Annotated in this window: 13 protein-coding genes and 1 pseudogene; 3 read left to right on the forward strand and 11 right to left on the reverse strand. The window is 39.0% G+C overall.

Annotated elements, in window-relative coordinates:
* Positions 1-102: 102 nt before the first annotated feature.
* The 3 genes from OOA_RS07975 to OOA_RS07985 all read right to left on the reverse strand — a co-directional run bounded on the left by OOA_RS07975 (position 103) and on the right by OOA_RS07985 (position 3,832).
* Entirely contained in the window at positions 103-1,239 is a 1,137-nt protein-coding gene (locus tag OOA_RS07975) for an AAA family ATPase (RefSeq protein WP_008911630.1), read from the reverse strand.
* Complete coding sequence (locus OOA_RS07980) at positions 1,236-1,946, reverse strand: RNA ligase family protein (protein ID WP_040690889.1); 711 nt, start codon at positions 1,944-1,946, stop codon at positions 1,236-1,238. Before OOA_RS07980 ends, OOA_RS07975 begins: the two co-directional genes overlap by 4 nt.
* A gap of 569 nt (positions 1,947-2,515) precedes the next feature.
* The gene (locus tag OOA_RS07985) at positions 2,516-3,832 is read right to left on the reverse strand and encodes a CitMHS family transporter (RefSeq protein ID WP_008911632.1); all 1,317 of its coding nucleotides are present in this window, start codon (positions 3,830-3,832) and stop codon (positions 2,516-2,518) included.
* Between the two features lie 858 nt (positions 3,833-4,690).
* On the opposite strand from OOA_RS07985, the gene OOA_RS07990 reads away from it, so the two are divergent.
* Complete coding sequence (locus tag OOA_RS07990) at positions 4,691-5,782, forward strand: NADH:flavin oxidoreductase/NADH oxidase (RefSeq protein WP_008911633.1); 1,092 nt, start codon at positions 4,691-4,693, stop codon at positions 5,780-5,782.
* A 76-nt stretch (positions 5,783-5,858) separates the two neighbouring features.
* Here OOA_RS07990 and OOA_RS07995 read toward each other — a convergent pair whose 3' ends face one another.
* The 3 genes and pseudogenes from OOA_RS07995 to OOA_RS08005 form a co-directional block, all read right to left on the reverse strand.
* Positions 5,859-6,179 (reverse strand): hypothetical protein, encoded by a 321-nt coding sequence (locus OOA_RS07995; RefSeq protein ID WP_008911634.1) that lies wholly within the window; start codon positions 6,177-6,179, stop codon positions 5,859-5,861.
* A gap of 225 nt (positions 6,180-6,404) precedes the next feature.
* Positions 6,405-7,277: pseudogene (locus tag OOA_RS08000) on the reverse strand (DMT family transporter).
* Positions 7,278-7,573: 296 nt separating this feature from the next.
* Entirely contained in the window at positions 7,574-9,046 is a 1,473-nt protein-coding gene (locus OOA_RS08005; protein ID WP_008911635.1) for a DASS family sodium-coupled anion symporter, read from the reverse strand.
* A gap of 790 nt (positions 9,047-9,836) precedes the next feature.
* Between OOA_RS08005 and cutA the strand changes: the two genes are divergently transcribed.
* The gene (gene cutA, locus OOA_RS08010) at positions 9,837-10,184 is read left to right on the forward strand and encodes a divalent-cation tolerance protein CutA (RefSeq protein ID WP_008911636.1); all 348 of its coding nucleotides are present in this window, start codon (positions 9,837-9,839) and stop codon (positions 10,182-10,184) included.
* Positions 10,185-10,792: 608 nt separating this feature from the next.
* Here the strand turns inward: cutA and betA are convergent.
* From betA to betI, 3 genes are read right to left on the reverse strand one after another with little or no spacing between them, the layout of a single operon-like run.
* Positions 10,793-12,469 carry a choline dehydrogenase gene (gene betA / locus OOA_RS08015; RefSeq protein WP_008911637.1) on the reverse strand — a complete coding sequence of 559 codons (1,677 nt, stop codon included), beginning with the start codon at positions 12,467-12,469 and terminating at the stop codon, positions 10,793-10,795.
* 39 nt (positions 12,470-12,508) lie between these two features.
* On the reverse strand, positions 12,509-13,987 hold the full coding sequence (betB, locus tag OOA_RS08020) for a betaine-aldehyde dehydrogenase (protein ID WP_008911638.1): 1,479 nt from the start codon (positions 13,985-13,987) through the stop codon (positions 12,509-12,511).
* Between the two features lie 29 nt (positions 13,988-14,016).
* Positions 14,017-14,613: a transcriptional regulator BetI gene (gene betI / locus OOA_RS08025; protein ID WP_008911639.1), complete on the reverse strand. Its 597-nt coding sequence runs from the start codon at positions 14,611-14,613 to the stop codon at positions 14,017-14,019.
* A gap of 208 nt (positions 14,614-14,821) precedes the next feature.
* On the opposite strand from betI, the gene OOA_RS08030 reads away from it, so the two are divergent.
* Positions 14,822-16,864 (forward strand): choline transporter, encoded by a 2,043-nt coding sequence (locus OOA_RS08030; RefSeq protein WP_008911640.1) that lies wholly within the window; start codon positions 14,822-14,824, stop codon positions 16,862-16,864.
* Between the two features lie 58 nt (positions 16,865-16,922).
* On the opposite strand, the gene OOA_RS19765 is transcribed toward OOA_RS08030, so the two are convergent.
* A complete protein-coding gene (locus tag OOA_RS19765; protein WP_008911641.1) occupies positions 16,923-17,285 on the reverse strand; it encodes a hypothetical protein in 363 nt (120 codons plus the stop codon).
* A gap of 433 nt (positions 17,286-17,718) precedes the next feature.
* Positions 17,719-18,504, reverse strand: a complete 786-nt coding sequence (gene kdgR, locus OOA_RS08040) for a DNA-binding transcriptional regulator KdgR (RefSeq protein ID WP_083880267.1) — start codon at positions 18,502-18,504, stop codon at positions 17,719-17,721.
* Positions 18,505-18,713: the final 209 nt, after the last annotated feature.

The raw sequence follows: 18,713 nt of genomic DNA on the forward strand, positions 1-18,713 counted from the left end.
AATTAATTTTAAGATAGTAAACTGTAAACGAGATCTAAAAAGAATTTATTCTACAAAATGGAATGGCGCCCTTTAGTTTGGCGCCATTTTATTGTCGAATAATTATCGCTGGTACAGACTTTGGAATTGACCATTAATAAAGTAAGACACATGGAGAGCTTCATCTGGTGTCGGTAACTCAAGTTTACTCGCCATGCGCGCTAATACTTTCTCTGGTACAGCATACTTACGCTGTCGATTTTGCTGTTGCCATTGTTTGTACGGCACTTCCAAATAGATAAGATGTACTTTGGCTTGATAACGAGCAAATAAACTGATCATACTGGCGCGTAAAGAGGCGCTTAATGAAGTCGCATTCCAAATAAAATCTGTTTTAGCTCTCAGTAATACCTTAGCTTGCTCTTTCGCTTGCTGAGCGACCCAGCCCTGAGCTTGCTTATCTGCGGGATTGATTTTATGTTCGCGCCGAATCTCATCGAGGCAAACTATCGCATGCTGCTGATAAAATTGGGAAATAAAGTGATCTTTACCCATTCCCGGTAAACCACATAGCATAATAACTTCACTTCCTTGTTCTTCAAATGGCTCATAATCAGGCGTACCACGTTGGTAGTGAAAATAATCAAATCGCCCTGCCATCGAGGCAAACACTTTCGGTTTATCCCAACATTCTTGCTCACGACAAAAAAGCTCAAATAATTCTATCCTAGAGAGTAGTTCAGCTTGGTCTTCACATTTTCGACCTAGTGCGTCTGCTTTGGCTAATAAGCATAGTAACCGCATTTCAACACGTAGTGACGCTGCAAATAAGGCTTGTTGTGGATCGGTTTTCTCCATAATCCATAACGGTAAGCCATGATACCTAACTAATGCAGCAATCTGTTCTCGAATCGAAAACGGTGTTTCAATATTCTGAAATAGGATATTACGAACAGATAATTCGCCTTTTTTAGCATGCCCAGGGGAAATAATTCGCCCATTTTCATCTTCTCGCGTCGTACTGCGTTTTTCGACATCATGCAGTAAAGCAGCAGTCCAGAGAATATTTTGATCCAAAGAGGAAAGCTGTTGATACTCAGGCAAATTTTCGAGTTCAGCAAGTACCATTTGAGTATGTATTGCCACATTACCCTCAGCATGATGCCGAGCATCTTGAGGAACGTCTCGCATATCGCGAATAAAATCAAACTGTGATTCCAGTTGTGACCATTCGCGTTTATCGGTTAATTGCCAACTCATTGTGTGCCTCCTTGGTGCTCAAAGGCTAATTTGGCGCGCTGCCAGTTGCGCTTCCAGTGAATATCGGTTTTTACATGGTTTTTGCGGACATATTTGAAGACATGCGCCATAAAATCATCAACTAAGAAGCGTTTGCTATCACGAGTAACAATTCCTTCCATACAGCAAGATTGATGAGTTTGGGTATCATGCCCGATAAATTGGCTATCTGATGAAGCGGCTGCTATCAGTTGTTCACTAAAATGAGTCGAACCTAGTTGTCTATCAATAACGATAGATAATTCTGGTACGGTTGGGAAATCAAATAAAGCAGCGTAGAACTTTACCTCTTCCCAGCTCAACCAATAGTCACCTTGCCGAACCGCAAAAATATAGAAATAATCTTCTATATGCTGATATTCAATCGAATGCACCGCATAAAGGTTTTCACCAAATAGCTCGATATCGCCTAAATCATTTTTTATTAGCTGCCAGCGTTGGCGAATTTGTTGGCTCCATGCTGATTGTGTTGGTGTCGCATGCGAGCGTGCAAAAACACCTTGTTGGCTCAAGCAATTATTTTCACCATCGAGTTTTTCAGTATGTACCAGTTGTTCAATGTTTTGCATGTGAGACCACCAATCGCTATTAATACGATCATCGCTGGTGGTTCCGGGCGAGAACGGATAGTGATACGTTCTACCATACTTTCTTGATTGCATGTTCATGATGCTTTCTCTACAGAAATAGGAATATCGACAAAACTTTTTCACGTTTTGCCTCTGTGTTGTTTGAGAAATCAAGTGTTGGTATTACATATTGCTTCCGCGAGACGGCCTCATAATTGGGATTTACTAAATATAAAACGCATGAATTACTTCAATCGCACTCGATTCTAGGCCAAGAGTCAAGTAAAAGACTATCAATTTATTCCGAATTTGGCATTTCATCCCAAGCTTTGGCTATTCTAGTTTCAGGATGAGAGGAAAAATGTGTGCATTTAAGCATTTAAGCATTTTCAACACTTCATAATTGTTCTAAGTATTTTGTGCTATAGCAAGGCGGCCAATGAGCGAGGCCTTAGGAGCATACACAAGTATGTGACTAAGGCTCGGGTTTCAGGATTAGAGGAAAAATGTGTGCATTTAAGCATTTTCAACACTTCATAATTGCTCTAAGTATTTTGTGCTGTAGCAAGGCGGCCAATGAGCGAGGCCTTAGGAACATACACAAGTATGTAACTAAGGCTCGGGAGTGCAGCCAACGCTGCTACAGTGCAAAAGACGACGAGCAATTTTTAGTAAAGGCCGAGAACCGCACCAACACCTAAGGTAAAGAAGCTGAACAACCAAATCCAACCGAACGAATAGCGCAAATGGCGGCCCATATCAATACCTGCCAGTCCCATTGCTAGCCATGCGGCTGGAGAGAATGGGCTCACAAATGTTCCTGCGTTATTACCGATAGCCATTGAATATACTACTGCGGATGGGTCAACACCTGCTGTTGCTGCAATTTGTTGAATAATTGGCAGTAATGCGAAGTAATAGGCATCAGTACTGGTAAAAATGTCCATTGGTACGCCAAGAATACCGACAAAGATATGAATTTTGGAAATCCACTCTGTTGGTAGTATCGCCGTTAAATCCTCAGCAATAGATTGAAGCATACCGCCGTCTGACATGATGCCAAGAAAAGCACCTGCTGCAAGTATAATTGCCACCATACCCAATGCCTGTGGCGCATGATCTGACAACACTCTCATCTGATCTTTGGGATTAGGAAAATTGACCAGTAAGGCTAACGACAACGCGATCATAAATACATAAGGCGCGGACAGCAAACCAAAAGCAAGACAGATGATGGAAATAATAATTAACCCACCATTGAACCATGGTTTTTTAGGTTTGTGACCCGGCTCATTAATATCGGCCATTTGCTCATTAGCAGGTAATAATGAATCCATTTCATAAGGCGTTGTTCCGTTAAGTCTTGCGGCAGCTATACGACGGTTTTCACGAATTCCCATTAAGGCAGCAAAAACCGCAGCACCTGCCATTCCAATGATTTGTACTGGTATCAAGCCTTGCCATAAAACTGACGCATCAATGCCTGTTACTGCTGATGCTCGGCCTAGAGGGCCACCCCATGGCACCATATTCATGATGCCCATACTGGCACACATCAGCAACAGCATTAAATAAGGGCTCATACCAAGTTGGCGATACAGAGGTAAAAGTGCTGGAATAATAATCAAAAATGTTGCAGCACCTGAACCATCAAGGTGTACAACGCCGGCAATTAATGTCGTCATCACACACACAATGATCACATTGCCGCGTGTCAATTTGACCATAGCGCGGATCAGAGGATCAAAAATGTGTAAATCCTTCATCAAGCTGAAAAATAAAATGGCAAATAAAAACATCGCAGCAACTTTGGCTACTTTATTAATACCACTTTCAAAGAATACTGATATTTCGGGGATTGAATAACCCGCGATTAATGCGCCAATAAAGGGTATACAAGACATTGCAATGATAGGGCTAACTTTCCCCATCATCAGTAGAGTCACTATCGAAAGAATGATCAAAATACCAATAATCGTCAACACATCGAATTCCTTATTAGAATTATATTTTTCAGGTGAATAATGAAAATCAAATACTCTTAACTTGACATTGCTTTAATTCATCTTTTACTTTCAATTCATACTCAAAATAATTTAAATTTTATTTAAGTGACCAGTGAGTTTATTTCGATAAAAAGCCCGATTAACCGAGAAATACTGTGAACCTCCTCACTAAATACCATCAAGGCACAACTGAAGAAGAGGGAATACGGTCATAAATAATACATTACTTGAATAACTAAACGCCGCGCTTTATTCCGGTAATACGCCACGTATATTGAAATAGTTAGATTGTATAATAGCTAAGCATTATCATCTTCATTTGCTATAACTGATACGATTACATTTAATAGAGAATCTCAGTTTTATAAAACAGCAACCCTGTCCTTATATAAATCAATGCGTAGTTTCGCAAGAGTTAATTTATTTTTTTGCGCGATGAATGCCAGTAAATTGATATGTTAAATTATTGTTTAATATAAAATTGCAGAAGAATTGACTATTAACACCATTAAAACCATTACACAGAATTAACACCATTTTATTTTGTTTTTTATTTACTTAATTGCTAAGCTATCGATTCTAAGTAACTAATTTTCTTGAATTACTAAACTATTTTATCTTTTCTATTTTATTTTAATGTTTTGAAGCAAATTGAAAAGTTTATAGACAGAAATTTATACTTTTTTATTCATTTATCAAATTTATACTTATTTACTTGCAATTCGTCACTATTATTCGTGTTCCATTACAGAGTAAAAATCACATTAAGCGCACAGTCTTAAGTTAGATTAATTTGTATGATATCTAAATTGATTAGATGACTAAGGAAAAAGATATATGAGTTTCCTATTTTCTCCCACCTCTATAGGACAAGTTTCTTTAGAGAATAGAATTATTGTTCCACCAATGTGCCAATATTCAGCTATTGATGGTATGCCATCCGCTTGGCATAACGCACATTATATGAATCTTGCACTCTCAGGTGCTGCTTTGGTGATTGTAGAAGCGAGTGCTATTACACCTAACGGAAGAATTACCTATCAAGATCTCGGCTTATGGAATGATGAGCAAGCCAATGCGTTGAAAAAAATGCTAGAAGGTATTCGGCAATTTGCAAATGCGCGTCTAGGTATCCAAATCGCGCATGCAGGCAGAAAAGCCTCTACTGATCTACCTTGGCTTGGTGGTAAAAGTTTATCCAAGCAAGATGAGTACGGATGGGAAACGGTTTCGTCATCCAATTTGCCATTTGGAAATAATTATCCACCTCGTGAGCTCAGTAAAGATGAAATTGAGGATACTCTACAGCAATTTGTTGATACTGCTAAACGTGCAGAATATGCGGGATTTGATGTGATTGAAATTCATGCAGCTCATGGCTATTTATTGCATCAATTCCTATCACCTTTATCAAATAAGCGACAAGATGAGTATGGTGGCAATTTTGAAAATCGCAGCCGTTTCTTAATTGAGGTGTTCAGAGCAATAAGAGCCGAAATTAACCCAAATATTGCAGTCGGTGTTAGAATTTCAGCCACCGATTGGGTTGATGGTGGTTGGAATTTACCTGAGTCGATCGAATTGACAGAGTTACTTGAAGAACTCGGATGTGATTATATTCATGTATCTTCTGGTGGTTTATCTGAGCAGCAGCAGATACCAATCAGCCCGAATTACCAAGTACCTCTCGCACAAGCGATTCATGAGCATACACATATGCCAGTGATTGCCGTTGGGCTTATTACCGAACCAGAGCAAGCGGAAGCGATTATTGCAACAGGGCAAGCAGATTTCATTGCAATTGGTAGAGGAATGCTTTTTGACCCTCGTTGGCCATGGCGTGCAGCTGCACAATTGAGCCAAAGCATTAAAGTCGCACCTCAATATTTGCGAAGTGCACCACATCAACTCAAAAATTTATTTAAGTAAAAAAAAGCACCTTAACAAGTAGATATCCTACCCTTAAGGTGCAGTTTACTGATTGCTACTGACGTTTATTTCGATATTAACGATCAGTTTTGATGCACTGGTTCACAAATTCCACAATAGTTTTTTGGAACTCTGGCTCAGCAGTAGGCGATTTTTCTAATTCGTTACTAATACGTTTAAATTCTTTTAAACCATATTTTTCGAGTGTTTTGTCATATGCACAGCCGCAAATTGCAGTAACCGCAGCCGCTGTTTCTCCTGCAGGATCACCAGATGCTTTTACACACGTAGTCACAAAATTAGCTTTGTATTCTGCAATTTCAGATTTTTCATCTGAACATGCTGCTAATAAAGCGATAACACTTGCCATACCTAATGCTAATGCGATTTTTTTCATTTTAAGCCTATTAAAAATTCTATTTGCCAACAATTAATCTTACCATACTCGTCATACTTCAAATTGTATGAGTGTCCCCTGCAAGCAATTTGAAATATTTTTAATTAAGTATAGTTCAAATAAAAAGCACTTATTTAGATTAATACCCATACCCTTTTCATGTGAATAATAATAGCCGCTTTAATATAAAAAATCTCTATTACACCGTTTATTTTTAGTAAAGTCTTATTTCGATAACAAACTCATCGCGCGCCATCGATAATAAAATAGCGCACTCAAAATAAGAATACAGCCTATTATTTGAATCAGTGGCATTCGCTCGTGATACCAAATTGCAGCAACAAATACTGTCATGACAGGTTCGAGGACCATAATAATAGCGGCATTCGCAGTCGTTGTATTTTTCTGCCCAATTAATTGTAAAATAAAGCGTAAGCTTGTGGCAATCACCACACTAGCAACGAACCACATTAATGTTGTCGTGGTCAATGTCGTTGGCCACTCTTCTAAAAAAAAGGAAAGAATTAATCCCACGAAGCCAGTTCAGGCTAATTGGATAGTGGTTAGAGGGAGTAATGGAACACTGCGAGTATACAGGCTGGTATAACAAAAATAAATCGCCTGCACAATTGCCGCCGCTAAAAACCAGAGTTGGCTACTTTTAAACTGAACTTGCCCTGTAAAAAGGGTCAAACAAGCGAGACCTAATATGGCGATAGGCAAAGCCTCCCAAAAGTATCGGCTAGGCCTAATCTTTAAAATTACCCACCCAACTAAAGGCACAAACAGCATCGCTAAGCTCATGATAAATGCACCTTCGCCAATAGAATCCGTAGTAGCGACTGCGTAAATCCATAAAACTAAATTTAATGCCATCCAACCGCCCGTCATCATAATACTGGGGAGCTGTTTTAAGCGAATTTGATTGTGTTTACCTCGGCAAAAAGGCAATAAAATAATAGCTGCAAGTAAAAAACGACTGCCTAAGAAAGCAAATATTGGCATTTCTTGTACGGCTTCACGAGAAAAAACCCATCCCCATGCGGCGATAAATGTTGTCAGCACTAAGAATAGTTCGGCCTTTCTTTGTGGCTGCATGTTGTATTCTGCCTATCAATGATAATTTTGTTACCATTATCATACTGCGTATATGTTTTATACCAATCAATATTTCATATCAAAGGCCTCAATATCCGTACCTTAAGCACAATTTAAGACCTTCAAAATAAAAAGATATTCTTCTATCAATGGGGATATAACACAATAAACGCGCCAATTTTTCTTTATGGCTCATAAAAAAACCGGATGATAACATGAGCTTATAATTGGTTAGCCAACTTTATAAGTCTCGTCATCATCCAGTTATTTATTGCTGTCGCTGACTGACTAAACAATCACCAATAACCAAGGAATTTCCACCACACACTCCCTAACCCGATCCAAATAATCAAGTTCACCACGCTCATGACAAACCCAACTTTCCACCATTCACTAAGGGTGGTATAACCCGAGCCAAAGATAATCGGTGCTGTCCCTGTTCCATAATGCGTTAGAGACATCATTAATGATGATGAAAACGCTAACGTTAAACCCAACAGCATCGGCGGTGCACCAAGGGCTAAGCCTGCGGCAAAGAAGGCCGCAAACATTGCAGTAATGTGTGCAGTGGTACTGGCAAAGAAATAGTGTGAATAAACATAAATCAGCACCAGTATTAGCGCGCCCCAAACCCAGCTGACTCCCATATTATCGATTGAGGTCCCCACAGAGATTGACATCCATTTGATCAATCCAAGTTTTCCTAAAAAACTGGCCATCATGACAAGTGCTGCAAACCACACCACTGTATCCCAAGCCCCTTTGTTCTTCAGTACGTCATCCCAACTAATGACTCCTGTCGCCAACAAAATACCTAAACCAATGAACGCGGCTGTGGTTGGGTTAATACTATAATTTGGGCCAAATAACATTGCAGGCACACCTGCCCACATTAAAAGTAACAGTAAGAAAACGCCGAGTGTAATAACTTCAGGTAATGAGATAGACCCTAACTGTTTTAAACGTTCCTTGGCAAAATGGGGAGCATTTGGCGTTGAGGTGATTTCAGGTTTATACATAAAATAGATGACTAATGGCATCAAAATTAAAGACACCAAAGCAGGTACAAATGCAGCAACCGCCCACATTGCCCAAGTTAGTTCATTAGCTCCCCCAGCCTCACTCACAATTAAACTGACAATTAATGGGTTGGGAGCTGTTGCTGTAATAAACATCGCAGATGTAATTGGGTTAATGTTGTAGTTGACTAACGAAAGATATCGACCAATTTTTCCTGTAGTGCCATCATCCGCTTTGGAGCCAAAACTATCGGCAATCGAGCGCATAATGGGGTGCATGATACCACCACCACGTGCTGTATTACTGGGGGTAACGGGTGCTAATAAAGTCTCAGCAATTGCAAGTGAATAAGCAATTCCTAACGTTTTTTTACCAAATAAAGAAATAACATAATAGCCAATGCGCGCGCCTAATCCGGTTTTATTTAGGCTCATGGAGACCATGATAGAAATACCAATTAACCAAATAAGGTCATTGGAGAATCCACTCAATGCGTCTGCTATAGCAGCTTTTGTTGAGTCAGGATTAGTGACACCCGTGACCGCAACTAAAGCAATCGCGATAATGGCAACACCACCGATAGGCAACGCTTTACCAATAATAGCGACAATGGTACCAACAAAAAGTGCTAATAAATGCCAAGCGTCAGGATTAACCCCCTCAGGAACAGGGATCAAAAACCAAATAATCAACGTAATTAAAACTGCGATTAATGTAGGTACAGGCTTTAACGGGGTTAGTTTATTCATATCAGGTATCCATACACATTTTTAATTTAAAAATTAACAAATATTATTGATATCTTTTTATCTTTAAAAACATGTTAGCTAAATATCGACAACAAACTTTGATCGTTATCATTAAGTTAAGGAAATTTACATATAAAAAATGTATTTAGTTTAATAACAATAGGTAATTAATTATTTCAGTAACTGAATTATAAAATTTAACATAAATTTAGCATTTAATTAATCATGTCATTTGTTTAAGTAACTACCAATTAGAATTGCTATTCTCAAATACATTTTTATATAAAAATCAATTAACACTTAATAATCACCAAAAATCAGATGCATCCTAACAACCCTAATATACAAAAAAATTATGTTTTTTTATATTGCAGTTAACAAAAATGAAGGCTGAATCGCATTATTCATATAAATAAGATTTATTATCTGATACCGCATTAAATAACAAGTTTTTATGACCATAAAAATAATTTTTAAATAATCAATTATTAAGCGTCACCCTGCAAATCATAATACGGCGACTTCGATTAAATAAGCCAGGCATGAAATTATAGAAACAATACTCTACAAAATTCGATTGACATTCATTCGATAAGAAAAGATAGGCAGAGAATAATGATGCTCGACTCCCTCAGCACAATCGACAGCTCTGTAGCTTGAAGAATGACGAAAATATTTGATTGTGCTCTACAATTATCATTAGATTAAATTTCATACACATTATGATTATTTAATCTAATCTTAACGGTGGATGTACTCTAAATAAAATGTTTTTCCTGAGGGAATATAGATGAAAAAAAGTGGTAGCAGTAATGATAATGCACAACAACCTTGCCTTGTTTTATGCACAACAAACAATCAAAACAACGCCATTAAAATCGCACAAATGCTATTGGATAGACACCTTGCAGCCTGTGTTTCTTTGTTACCTGAGCTAACTTCTATTTATCGGTGGAAGGATGATATCACTCAAGATAAAGAAATTTTGATATTAATTAAATCTATCCATAAAAATCAAACTGAGTTGTTTGACGCTATTAAAGAAATTCATCCTTATGAAACACCTGAACTCATTAGTCTTGATTTAGAACACGTTGATGGAGGTTATTTAGACTGGTTAATAAAATCGATGAAATGAGCAAAATTGCTATTTATAGCAAAAGTAATGAGTGGTATATGTCACTGACAAATGAAGCTATTGCTACCAAAAAATAGAGGAAGGATAAAAGATACAATGACTCTAGATACTGGGTCATGTAATCTATTTTCATAACAGATTTATATGCATTAAAGTATAATGAATGCAAAGAGTAGATAATCTTTGATATACATTTACTTATATACTAAATAATTTTAGGTGCATATAAGCGGCCAGCGAAGCTATCCTGATGAACAAAGGTCACGTTGTGATTCGGATAGCTAAGCCTTATTATTTGGTTGCAGTATCGGTTCCGGTTTGCAAATTAGTGATTGATTCTGGTGTTTTAATCGTTTCGTGACATGTCACGACTTTTATATTTGAAAGACAAAAAACCATTAATAATCAAATAACTACTAACAAAACAATCTCATTACAAACCAAATGTTTTAAATATCATATATACTGTAATCAATAACAATAATATCATGCATTGGTTTGTTAAACTTATTGACTAACAGCTTCTAGATATTGTGTTATGAGTCGTTTATATTCCCGAAATAATTTAACCCTCACTTTCATTCGCTGAGGGCTAAATAGTCGAAAACTTACCGAACTGATGTTTGACGCACCGGCGTTTCACCCGCCGTATAATAGCTGGCATTACTTGTCGCTAACGGCTTTCGCCCACGAATTTTATCCGCCATTTTTTCTGCTATCATAATCGTCGTGGCATTCAGATTACCTGTAATAATCAAAGGCATAATCGAAGCATCAATTACTCTGAGATTTTCAATACCGTGCACACGCCCTGCACCATCAACCACCGCCAGATCATCATTACCCATCTTACATGTTCCACAAGGATGGAAAGCTGTTTCAGCACGTTCACGCACAAATGTATCAAGCTCTTCATCTGTCTGAATATGCTTACCAGGGCTAATTTCTTCCCCGCGATAAGGATCAAGGGCTGGTTGAGCCATAATTTCACGCGTAATGCGAATTCCAGCACGGAACTCTTCCCAATCCTGTTGGCTAGACATGTAATTAAACAAGATATTTGGGTGCTGACGTGGGTCGGTTGATTTTAATCTTACGCACCCTCGACTTGGTGAACGCATTGACCCAACATGTGCTTGAAAACCATGTAAATTTACTGCATTACTTCCATTATAGTTAATCGCAACGGGTAAAAAGTGAAATTGAATATTTGGCCATGCAAATTTGTCGCTTGTGCGAATAAATCCACCCGCTTCAAATTGGTTGCTAGCACCGACGCCTGTGCCTTTAAATAACCACTGTGCACCAATCATTGGCTGGTTATACCATTTTAGTGCAGGATAGAGCGAGACGGGTTGCTTACACTCATATTGTAAATACATCTCAAGATGGTCTTGTAAGTTCTTTCCCACACCAGGTAATACATGTACTGCCGGAATATTAAACTCACTAAGTACATCTTCAGGCCCAATGCCTGAACGCTGTAATATTTGAGGAGAGGCTATCGCCCCTGCACATAACAGTACTTCTTTCCGCACTTTAGCCCGCGTTGCCGTTTGGCTATCGCCCTTAAAAAACTTAACACCAATCGCTTTTTTGCCTTCAAACTCAATCACATCAGTGGTTGCATGCGTCACAATGGTTAAGTTTTTACGCAGCTTAGCTTGATCCAAATAACCTCGAGCTGTGCTAGCGCGACGCCCATTTGGCGTAACCGTTCTGTCCATTGGGCCAAAACCTTCTTGCTGGTAACCATTAAGATCATCAGTTTGTGGGTAACCCGCTTGGACACCAGCCTCTACCATGGCATGAAATAGCACATTGTTGCCATTTTTGGGTGTTGTGACACTCACAGGGCCTTGACCACCATGATAGTCATTTTCACCAATATCGCGTGTTTCCGCTTTTCGGAAATACGGTAAACAATTGAGGTAATTCCAATCTTCTAGGCCCGGAGCCTCCGCCCATCCATCAAAATCCATTGCATTGCCACGGATGTAGCACATACCATTGATTAAAGATGAACCACCAAGACCTTTGCCTCGGCCACATTCCATACGGCGGTTGTTCATATGCGGTTCAGGCTCTGTTTCATAAGCCCAATTGTAGCGTTTACCCTGTAGCGGGTAAGCTAAAGCGGCTGGCATTTGTGTGCGAAAATCGAACCTGTAGTCCGGTCCTCCAGCTTCAAGGAGCAGCACAGTAACATCAGAATCTTCTGTCAGGCGAGTAGCAAGAACGTTACCGGCTGAACCAGCACCGATAATAATGTAGTCATAGACCATTGTTATCTCCTCTGTTTCAGTCAAATTAAAAATATGAAATTAAAAAACGGATGTAAATTCTCCTAATTCAACTTGGACTGATTTTATTTGAGTGTAGTTTTGTAGTGTTACCAAACCATTTTCACGACCCACTCCTGAATGTTTATAACCACCAACAGGCATTTGCGCAGGCGATTCGCCCCATGAATTGATCCAGCAGATACCCGCTTCTAATTGGTGAATGACACGATGTGCACGTGAAATATCACATGTCACAATTCCCGCAGCCAATCCGTATACTGTATTATTTGCTCGGTCGATAACTTCATCTTCGGACTGGTAGCTTAAAATGCTCATCACTGGACCAAAGATCTCTTCTTGCGTTATCTGCATATCATCTGTGCAATCGGTAAATACCGTCGGTAATACATAAGCCCCTTGAGCGAAGTCACCTTCAGTTAAACGCGTGCCGCCACAAAGCAATCTAGCACCTTGCTGCTTACCAATATCGATATAACGCAGTACATTTTCCATATGTGCAAAACTGACTAATGGACCAAAGTTGGTTTCAGCATCGACAGGCGAACCAATTTTAATGCGAGCTACTCGTTGCGCTATTTTCTCTTCAAATTGCGCTTTTAAGCTTTCGGGAATAAAGACTCGAGTCCCATTGGTACAGACTTGCCCTGAGCTATAGAAGTTCGCCATCATGGCAATATCAGCAGCTTTATCGAGATCGGCATCATCAAAAATAATCAACGGGGATTTACCGCCTAATTCCATGGTGACGTCTTTCAATGTTGAACTTGACGCATTCGCCATGACTTTTTTACCGGTTGCGACTCCCCCCGTAAATGACACTTTGGCGATACCGGGATGTTCAGTTAACCACTGACCGACCTCGCTACCACTACCTGTTACAACGTTAAATACGCCGGCTGGTAAACCCGCCTCATGATAGATTTCTGCTAATTTAAGCGCTGTTAGTGATGTGACTTCACTTGGTTTAAATAGCATGGCATTACCCGCAGCCAATGCGGGAGCTGACTTCCAAAGGGCAATTTGAATTGGATAATTCCACGCGCCAATACCTGCAACAACACCTAATGGTTCGCGACGTGTATAGACGAATGCACTATCGCGCAATGGAATTTGCTCTCCTTCAAGTGCTGGTATAAGTCCAGCATAGTATTCCAGCACATCTGCACCCGTCACAATATCGACATAACGTGTCTCAGACAGTGGCTTTCCTGTATCAAGCGTTTCAAGATGAGCTAATTCATCATTGCGTTCACGCAAAATATCTACCGCTCGGCGTAAAATACGTGAGCGCTCCATTGCGGTCATTGCAGCCCAAATTTTTTGACCTTGTTTCGCGCTTTCCACTGCCCAATTAATATCCTCGCGACTTGCAGACTGCAAGCGAGCAATTACTTCACCATTAGATGGATTAATTGCATCAAATTGACCGCTTTCAGGTTCTGAGCTGTCAACATAGCCACCATGAATATAAAGCTTATGTAATTGTGGGTTGTGCATAATTTCTCCTTCCAATTAAATACTGTGGTCTAAAGCTCCCCATGCCTATTCAGTTGCATATCGATATATTCATTCGTAATAGTAAGTGCGTCAGTTAATGGGAAAACTTCATTACTTAATGCACTACGCAGCCATAAGCCATCAATCAATGCCGCTAACCCTTTCGCTGCCATACGCGCTGATTGTTTATCTAGCACACGGGAAAACTCATAACTAAGATTCGAATACAACCGTCTATCATTCACTTGCTGTAATCGATTTAGATTAGGTTGGTGCATACTACTTGCCCAAAATGCTAACCATGTCTTCATGGCGGCTTCGCTGATTTGTGATGAATCAAAGTTGCCTTCAACTATCGCTTGGATGCGCAACTTAGGCTCAGCATCACTTAGCATTCGTAAACGCATCGCCACTGCAAAGCCTAATTGGTATTGAATGTGGCGCATGGTTGCTTCTAACAATCCATTTTTATCGCGAAAGTAATGACTAATGATCCCCGTTGATAACCCTGCTTTTCGGGCAATTAAAACAATACTCGCTTCTTGCATGCCCACTTCGTTAATGACCTCAAGCGTTGCTTGAATTAATTGCTGCTTACGTATCGATTGCATTCCTATCTTTGGCATTATCTCTAGACCTAAAAATACAGTGAACACCTTCATTAAACTTTTTTTTAATTGAACATTCAATCAATATTAATTATATTTTATCACAATTCATTCACAAATTTAAGGGGGAGATAGGCGTGAAAACTTGAATCTTTGCTAAAGGATCAAACATTTAGCAAGGAATACAACTTTTAACTGTTAAATAAATAAAATTGTGGAACTGCCGATGACAATTCAAAACAGTCCAAAAAATCAGCAGAAAGACAAATTAAATTCTGTGGTTTTTTTCACCTCCGCTGGTCTTATTCTAGCGTTTTCTTTTTTCACCATACTCATGACCGAAACAGCAAATCAATGGATCGTCGTTGCACTTGGATGGGTATCAAAAACCTTTGGTTGGTATTATTTATTAGCTGCAACCCTCTATATCGTATTTGTGATATTTGTCGCGACATCTCGATTTGGTAATATAAAACTAGGCCCTGAACAATCGAAGCCTGAATTCAGTATGTTGAGCTGGTCTGCGATGCTATTTGCCGCAGGGATCGGCATCGACCTGATGTTTTTCTCTGTCGCAGAACCTGTCACACAATATATGCTGCCTCCTACAGGAGAAGGCGAAACACTAGAAGCAGCTCGTCAGGCGATGGTGTGGACGCTCTTCCACTATGGCCTGACGGGCTGGTCTATGTATGCATTAATGGGTATTGCACTCGGGTATTTTAGTTACCGGTATAATCTTCCATTAACGATTCGCTCCGCTCTTTATCCCATTTTTGGTAAACGCATTTATGGGCCAATCGGCCATACCGTCGATATTGCTGCGGTATTAGGTACTATCTTTGGTATTGCAACCACACTTGGTATTGGTGTTGTTCAGCTAAATTATGGCTTAAAAGTCCTATTTGACCTTCCTCAAGGCTTAGCTGTCCAAAGTGGGTTAATCTTTCTTTCTGTCATTATGGCCGTGATTTCTGCCACTTCAGGTGTCAATAAAGGGATCCGTATTTTATCCGAACTCAACGTGTTACTCGCCTTGGGTTTAATTTTGTTTATTTTATTTGTCGGTGATACCGAGTTTCTACTCAATGCTTTAGTACTAAACGTAGGTGATTACATCAATCGTTTTATGGGGATGACGCTTAACAGCTTTGCTTTTGATCGTCCAACCGATTGGATGAATAGCTGGACACTGTTTTTCTGGGCATGGTGGGTTGCATGGTCGCCATTTGTTGGCTTATTTCTTGCGAGAATTTCTCGAGGACGAACAATTCGCCAATTTGTCATTGGCACCTTGATTATTCCTTTCGTATTTACTCTGCTTTGGCTCTCTATTTTTGGTAATAGCGCACTGTATGAGATCATTCATGGCAACAAAGAATTAGCGGAAACGGTACTTGCAGCCCCAGAGAAAGGATTTTATTCATTACTTGAGCTCTATCCTGGATTTGGCTTTACCGCCTCCGTTGCAACCATTACTGGATTACTATTTTATGTTACCTCTGCTGATTCAGGGTCTTTAGTCCTCGGTAATTTCACCTCGAATCTTAGCGATATCAATAATGATGCACCGAATTGGTTACGTGTTTTTTGGTCAGTGGCCATTGGCTTGCTAACTCTAGGAATGTTGATGACAGATGGCGTTTCAGCATTACAAAATACCACCGTGATCATGGGGTTACCTTTTAGTTTTGTTATTTTCTTTATTATGGCAGGACTATACAAATCATTAAAATTTGAAGATTTCAGACGTGTAAGTTCGTTAAATACCAATGCGCCTGCGCCTTTATACGGCAATGGAAAATTAAACTGGAAGCAACGATTAGGCCGTGTCATGAATTTCCCCGGCACAACCTATACTCAACGCATGTTAGATTTAGTTTGTGCGCCAGCCATGCAAGAAGTTGCTAAAGAGCTGTCCTTGCGCGGTGCAAATGTGGAATTCTATAGTTTGCCACCTGAAGATGAAGAACGTTTAAATCATTTAGAATTAGTGGTCGACTTGGCTGAAGAGCAGAACTTTATCTACCAAATTTGGCCACAACGATACTCAGTGCCTGGTTTCACTTATCGCGCACGTTCAGGTAAGTCACACTATTACCGATTAGAAACGTTTCTTTGGGAAGGAACTCAAAGTAATGACTTAATGGATTTCACAAAGGAGCAAGTCATTAGCGATATATTAGACCAATATGAAAAACACCTTAACTTTATTCACTTGAGTCGCGAAGCCCCCGGAGCGACATTAACATTCCCTGAATCAAGTTAACGCATAGGTTAAAAAAGAGGCACAGAAAGTTGTGCCTCTTTTTTATCAAATGACCTGATTATTTGCTTGACTGTTCTAATATCTCTTTCATTTTTTCTGCGCCATATAAAAAAGTAGGTTGACCTGAACACCCAGTCTTAAATACTCCACTCTCACATTTTTCTTTATACCAATTATTCCATTCTTCCTGTTTCCTGCTTTTATCCTGTTTTCGCGCTAGTAGTCCTGCATAGCTAAGATCCTCATCGGGAATTTCTTTATTTGGATCGAAAATAAAACGTTTACTTTCATGGATTTTATCAATCCCTTGATAATTTTCATTATAGTAACGATCAACTGGTGGTTTTTCATTCAACCTAAAGTCTACTGCCCATGAATTAGCCGCGATAAAAGTCAAAAAAAAGGGAATAACCTTTCTCATTTCAATGTCCTTATTTTATATAACGACGAGATTATAGAGAAAGACATTTTCACTCTCTACGCAACACAAAAATAAAAAATAAAAATATTGTTTTTCAAATACATAAAAATAAAACATTAGATTAACTTTATTAGAATTTTTAATTTACCAACAAAGTTAATCTAATAAAAAAATATAAATAATATCTCGATAATACATTATAAAATCATATGTATTTTTACGATGTTGATATGCACGATTGAACCGATAGTTCTGATGGCGTTATTTTTGATCGACAAACAATCATTTTATTCAATTTAAGTGAGTATTTTTTATACTTTTAATAATCATCGATTATCCTTTAATTTCATTCATCAATAAATTAACTCGACGTGTTATTGCCTTCAATAGTAATTCGATATTCACAATCTGATGAATGAAATCGACCTTTTACTTATTGAGGATAATGATGATATCCCATTTTTTCAGAAATATTGCGAGCAGCCACTTTTAATAAGGTGACATAAGTACCGAGTTGCTGCTCATCAAAGCGAATTGTTGGAAACGAAATAGATAATCCGGCAATCACATGCCCTAAACGGTCATATACAGGCACCGCAATACAACGTAAACCCAGTTCTTGTTCTTCCCTATCTTGCGCAAAATGTTGCTCACGTACTGTGGTTAATTCCGCCATCAATTGTTCAATACTCAATAAGGTTGTTTCGGTTTTTTTAATAAACTCAATCTGGCTTAACGTTTCCTTGATAGCCGTTTCATCTTGCCAAGCTAATAAAATTTTACCAATTGCAGTGCAATACAGCGGGTTACGTCGACCCACTCGTGAATACATCCGTAAGTTATAACTGGAATCAATTTTATGGATATAAATGATCGCGTTTTCATCAAGTGCACCAAGGTGCAAAGCTTCATGGGTTAACTGCCCCACACGACGCATTTCTTTGTCTGCTATTTCTATCAAATCAACGTATTCAAGGGATTTGGCGCCTAGCTCAAAGAGTTTAAGTGTCAGGGCGTATTTATCTGCTTCCCCTTCTTGCTCGACATAACCAAGCTGTTTCATTGTCTGCAAAAAACGGTAGGCTGTCGCTTTCGACATTAATAAGCGCTGCGATAATTCAGAAACGCCTATTTCTTTTTGCTCACCTAGCGCATTTAAAATACTAAATACTTTCACGACAGAAGATACTGCATCCGCTTGCGTTATTTTATCCATCATTCATCTTCCTGTTTACTAGAGCCAATATACATCCAATCTAGTCATTTTTTTCATTTTTGTTTTTTCTGACAAACAGCATAAAGCTCACCTTCATGAAAAACAAGAATAGCGATTCGATATTTTTAAAACGCCGTTTCATTTTTATTGAAGTTGGCTGAGAAATAGGTTTTAATAAAATCATCAAGTGAAAATTTCACGCAGTCGCAATA

The organism is Providencia burhodogranariea DSM 19968, from assembly GCF_000314855.2.
Taxonomy (GTDB): Bacteria; Pseudomonadota; Gammaproteobacteria; order Enterobacterales; family Enterobacteriaceae; genus Providencia; species Providencia burhodogranariea.

Excerpts from the sequence above, each read along its gene's own strand:
- OOA_RS07975 (WP_008911630.1), bottom strand. The coding sequence starts at position 1,239 with ATGAGTTGGCAATTAACCGATAAACGCGAATGGTCACAACTGGAATCA.
- OOA_RS07980 (WP_040690889.1), bottom strand. The coding sequence starts at position 1,946 with ATGAACATGCAATCAAGAAAGTATGGTAGAACGTATCACTATCCGTTC.
- OOA_RS07990 (WP_008911633.1), top strand. The coding sequence starts at position 4,691 with ATGAGTTTCCTATTTTCTCCCACCTCTATAGGACAAGTTTCTTTAGAG.
- OOA_RS07995 (WP_008911634.1), bottom strand. The coding sequence starts at position 6,179 with ATGAAAAAAATCGCATTAGCATTAGGTATGGCAAGTGTTATCGCTTTA.
- OOA_RS08005 (WP_008911635.1), bottom strand. The coding sequence starts at position 9,046 with ATGAATAAACTAACCCCGTTAAAGCCTGTACCTACATTAATCGCAGTT.
- cutA (WP_008911636.1), top strand. The coding sequence starts at position 9,837 with ATGAAAAAAAGTGGTAGCAGTAATGATAATGCACAACAACCTTGCCTT.
- betA (WP_008911637.1), bottom strand. The coding sequence starts at position 12,469 with ATGGTCTATGACTACATTATTATCGGTGCTGGTTCAGCCGGTAACGTT.
- betB (WP_008911638.1), bottom strand. The coding sequence starts at position 13,987 with ATGCACAACCCACAATTACATAAGCTTTATATTCATGGTGGCTATGTT.
- betI (WP_008911639.1), bottom strand. The coding sequence starts at position 14,613 with ATGCCAAAGATAGGAATGCAATCGATACGTAAGCAGCAATTAATTCAA.
- OOA_RS08030 (WP_008911640.1), top strand. The coding sequence starts at position 14,822 with ATGACAATTCAAAACAGTCCAAAAAATCAGCAGAAAGACAAATTAAAT.
- OOA_RS19765 (WP_008911641.1), bottom strand. The coding sequence starts at position 17,285 with ATGAGAAAGGTTATTCCCTTTTTTTTGACTTTTATCGCGGCTAATTCA.
- kdgR (WP_083880267.1), bottom strand. The coding sequence starts at position 18,504 with ATGATGGATAAAATAACGCAAGCGGATGCAGTATCTTCTGTCGTGAAA.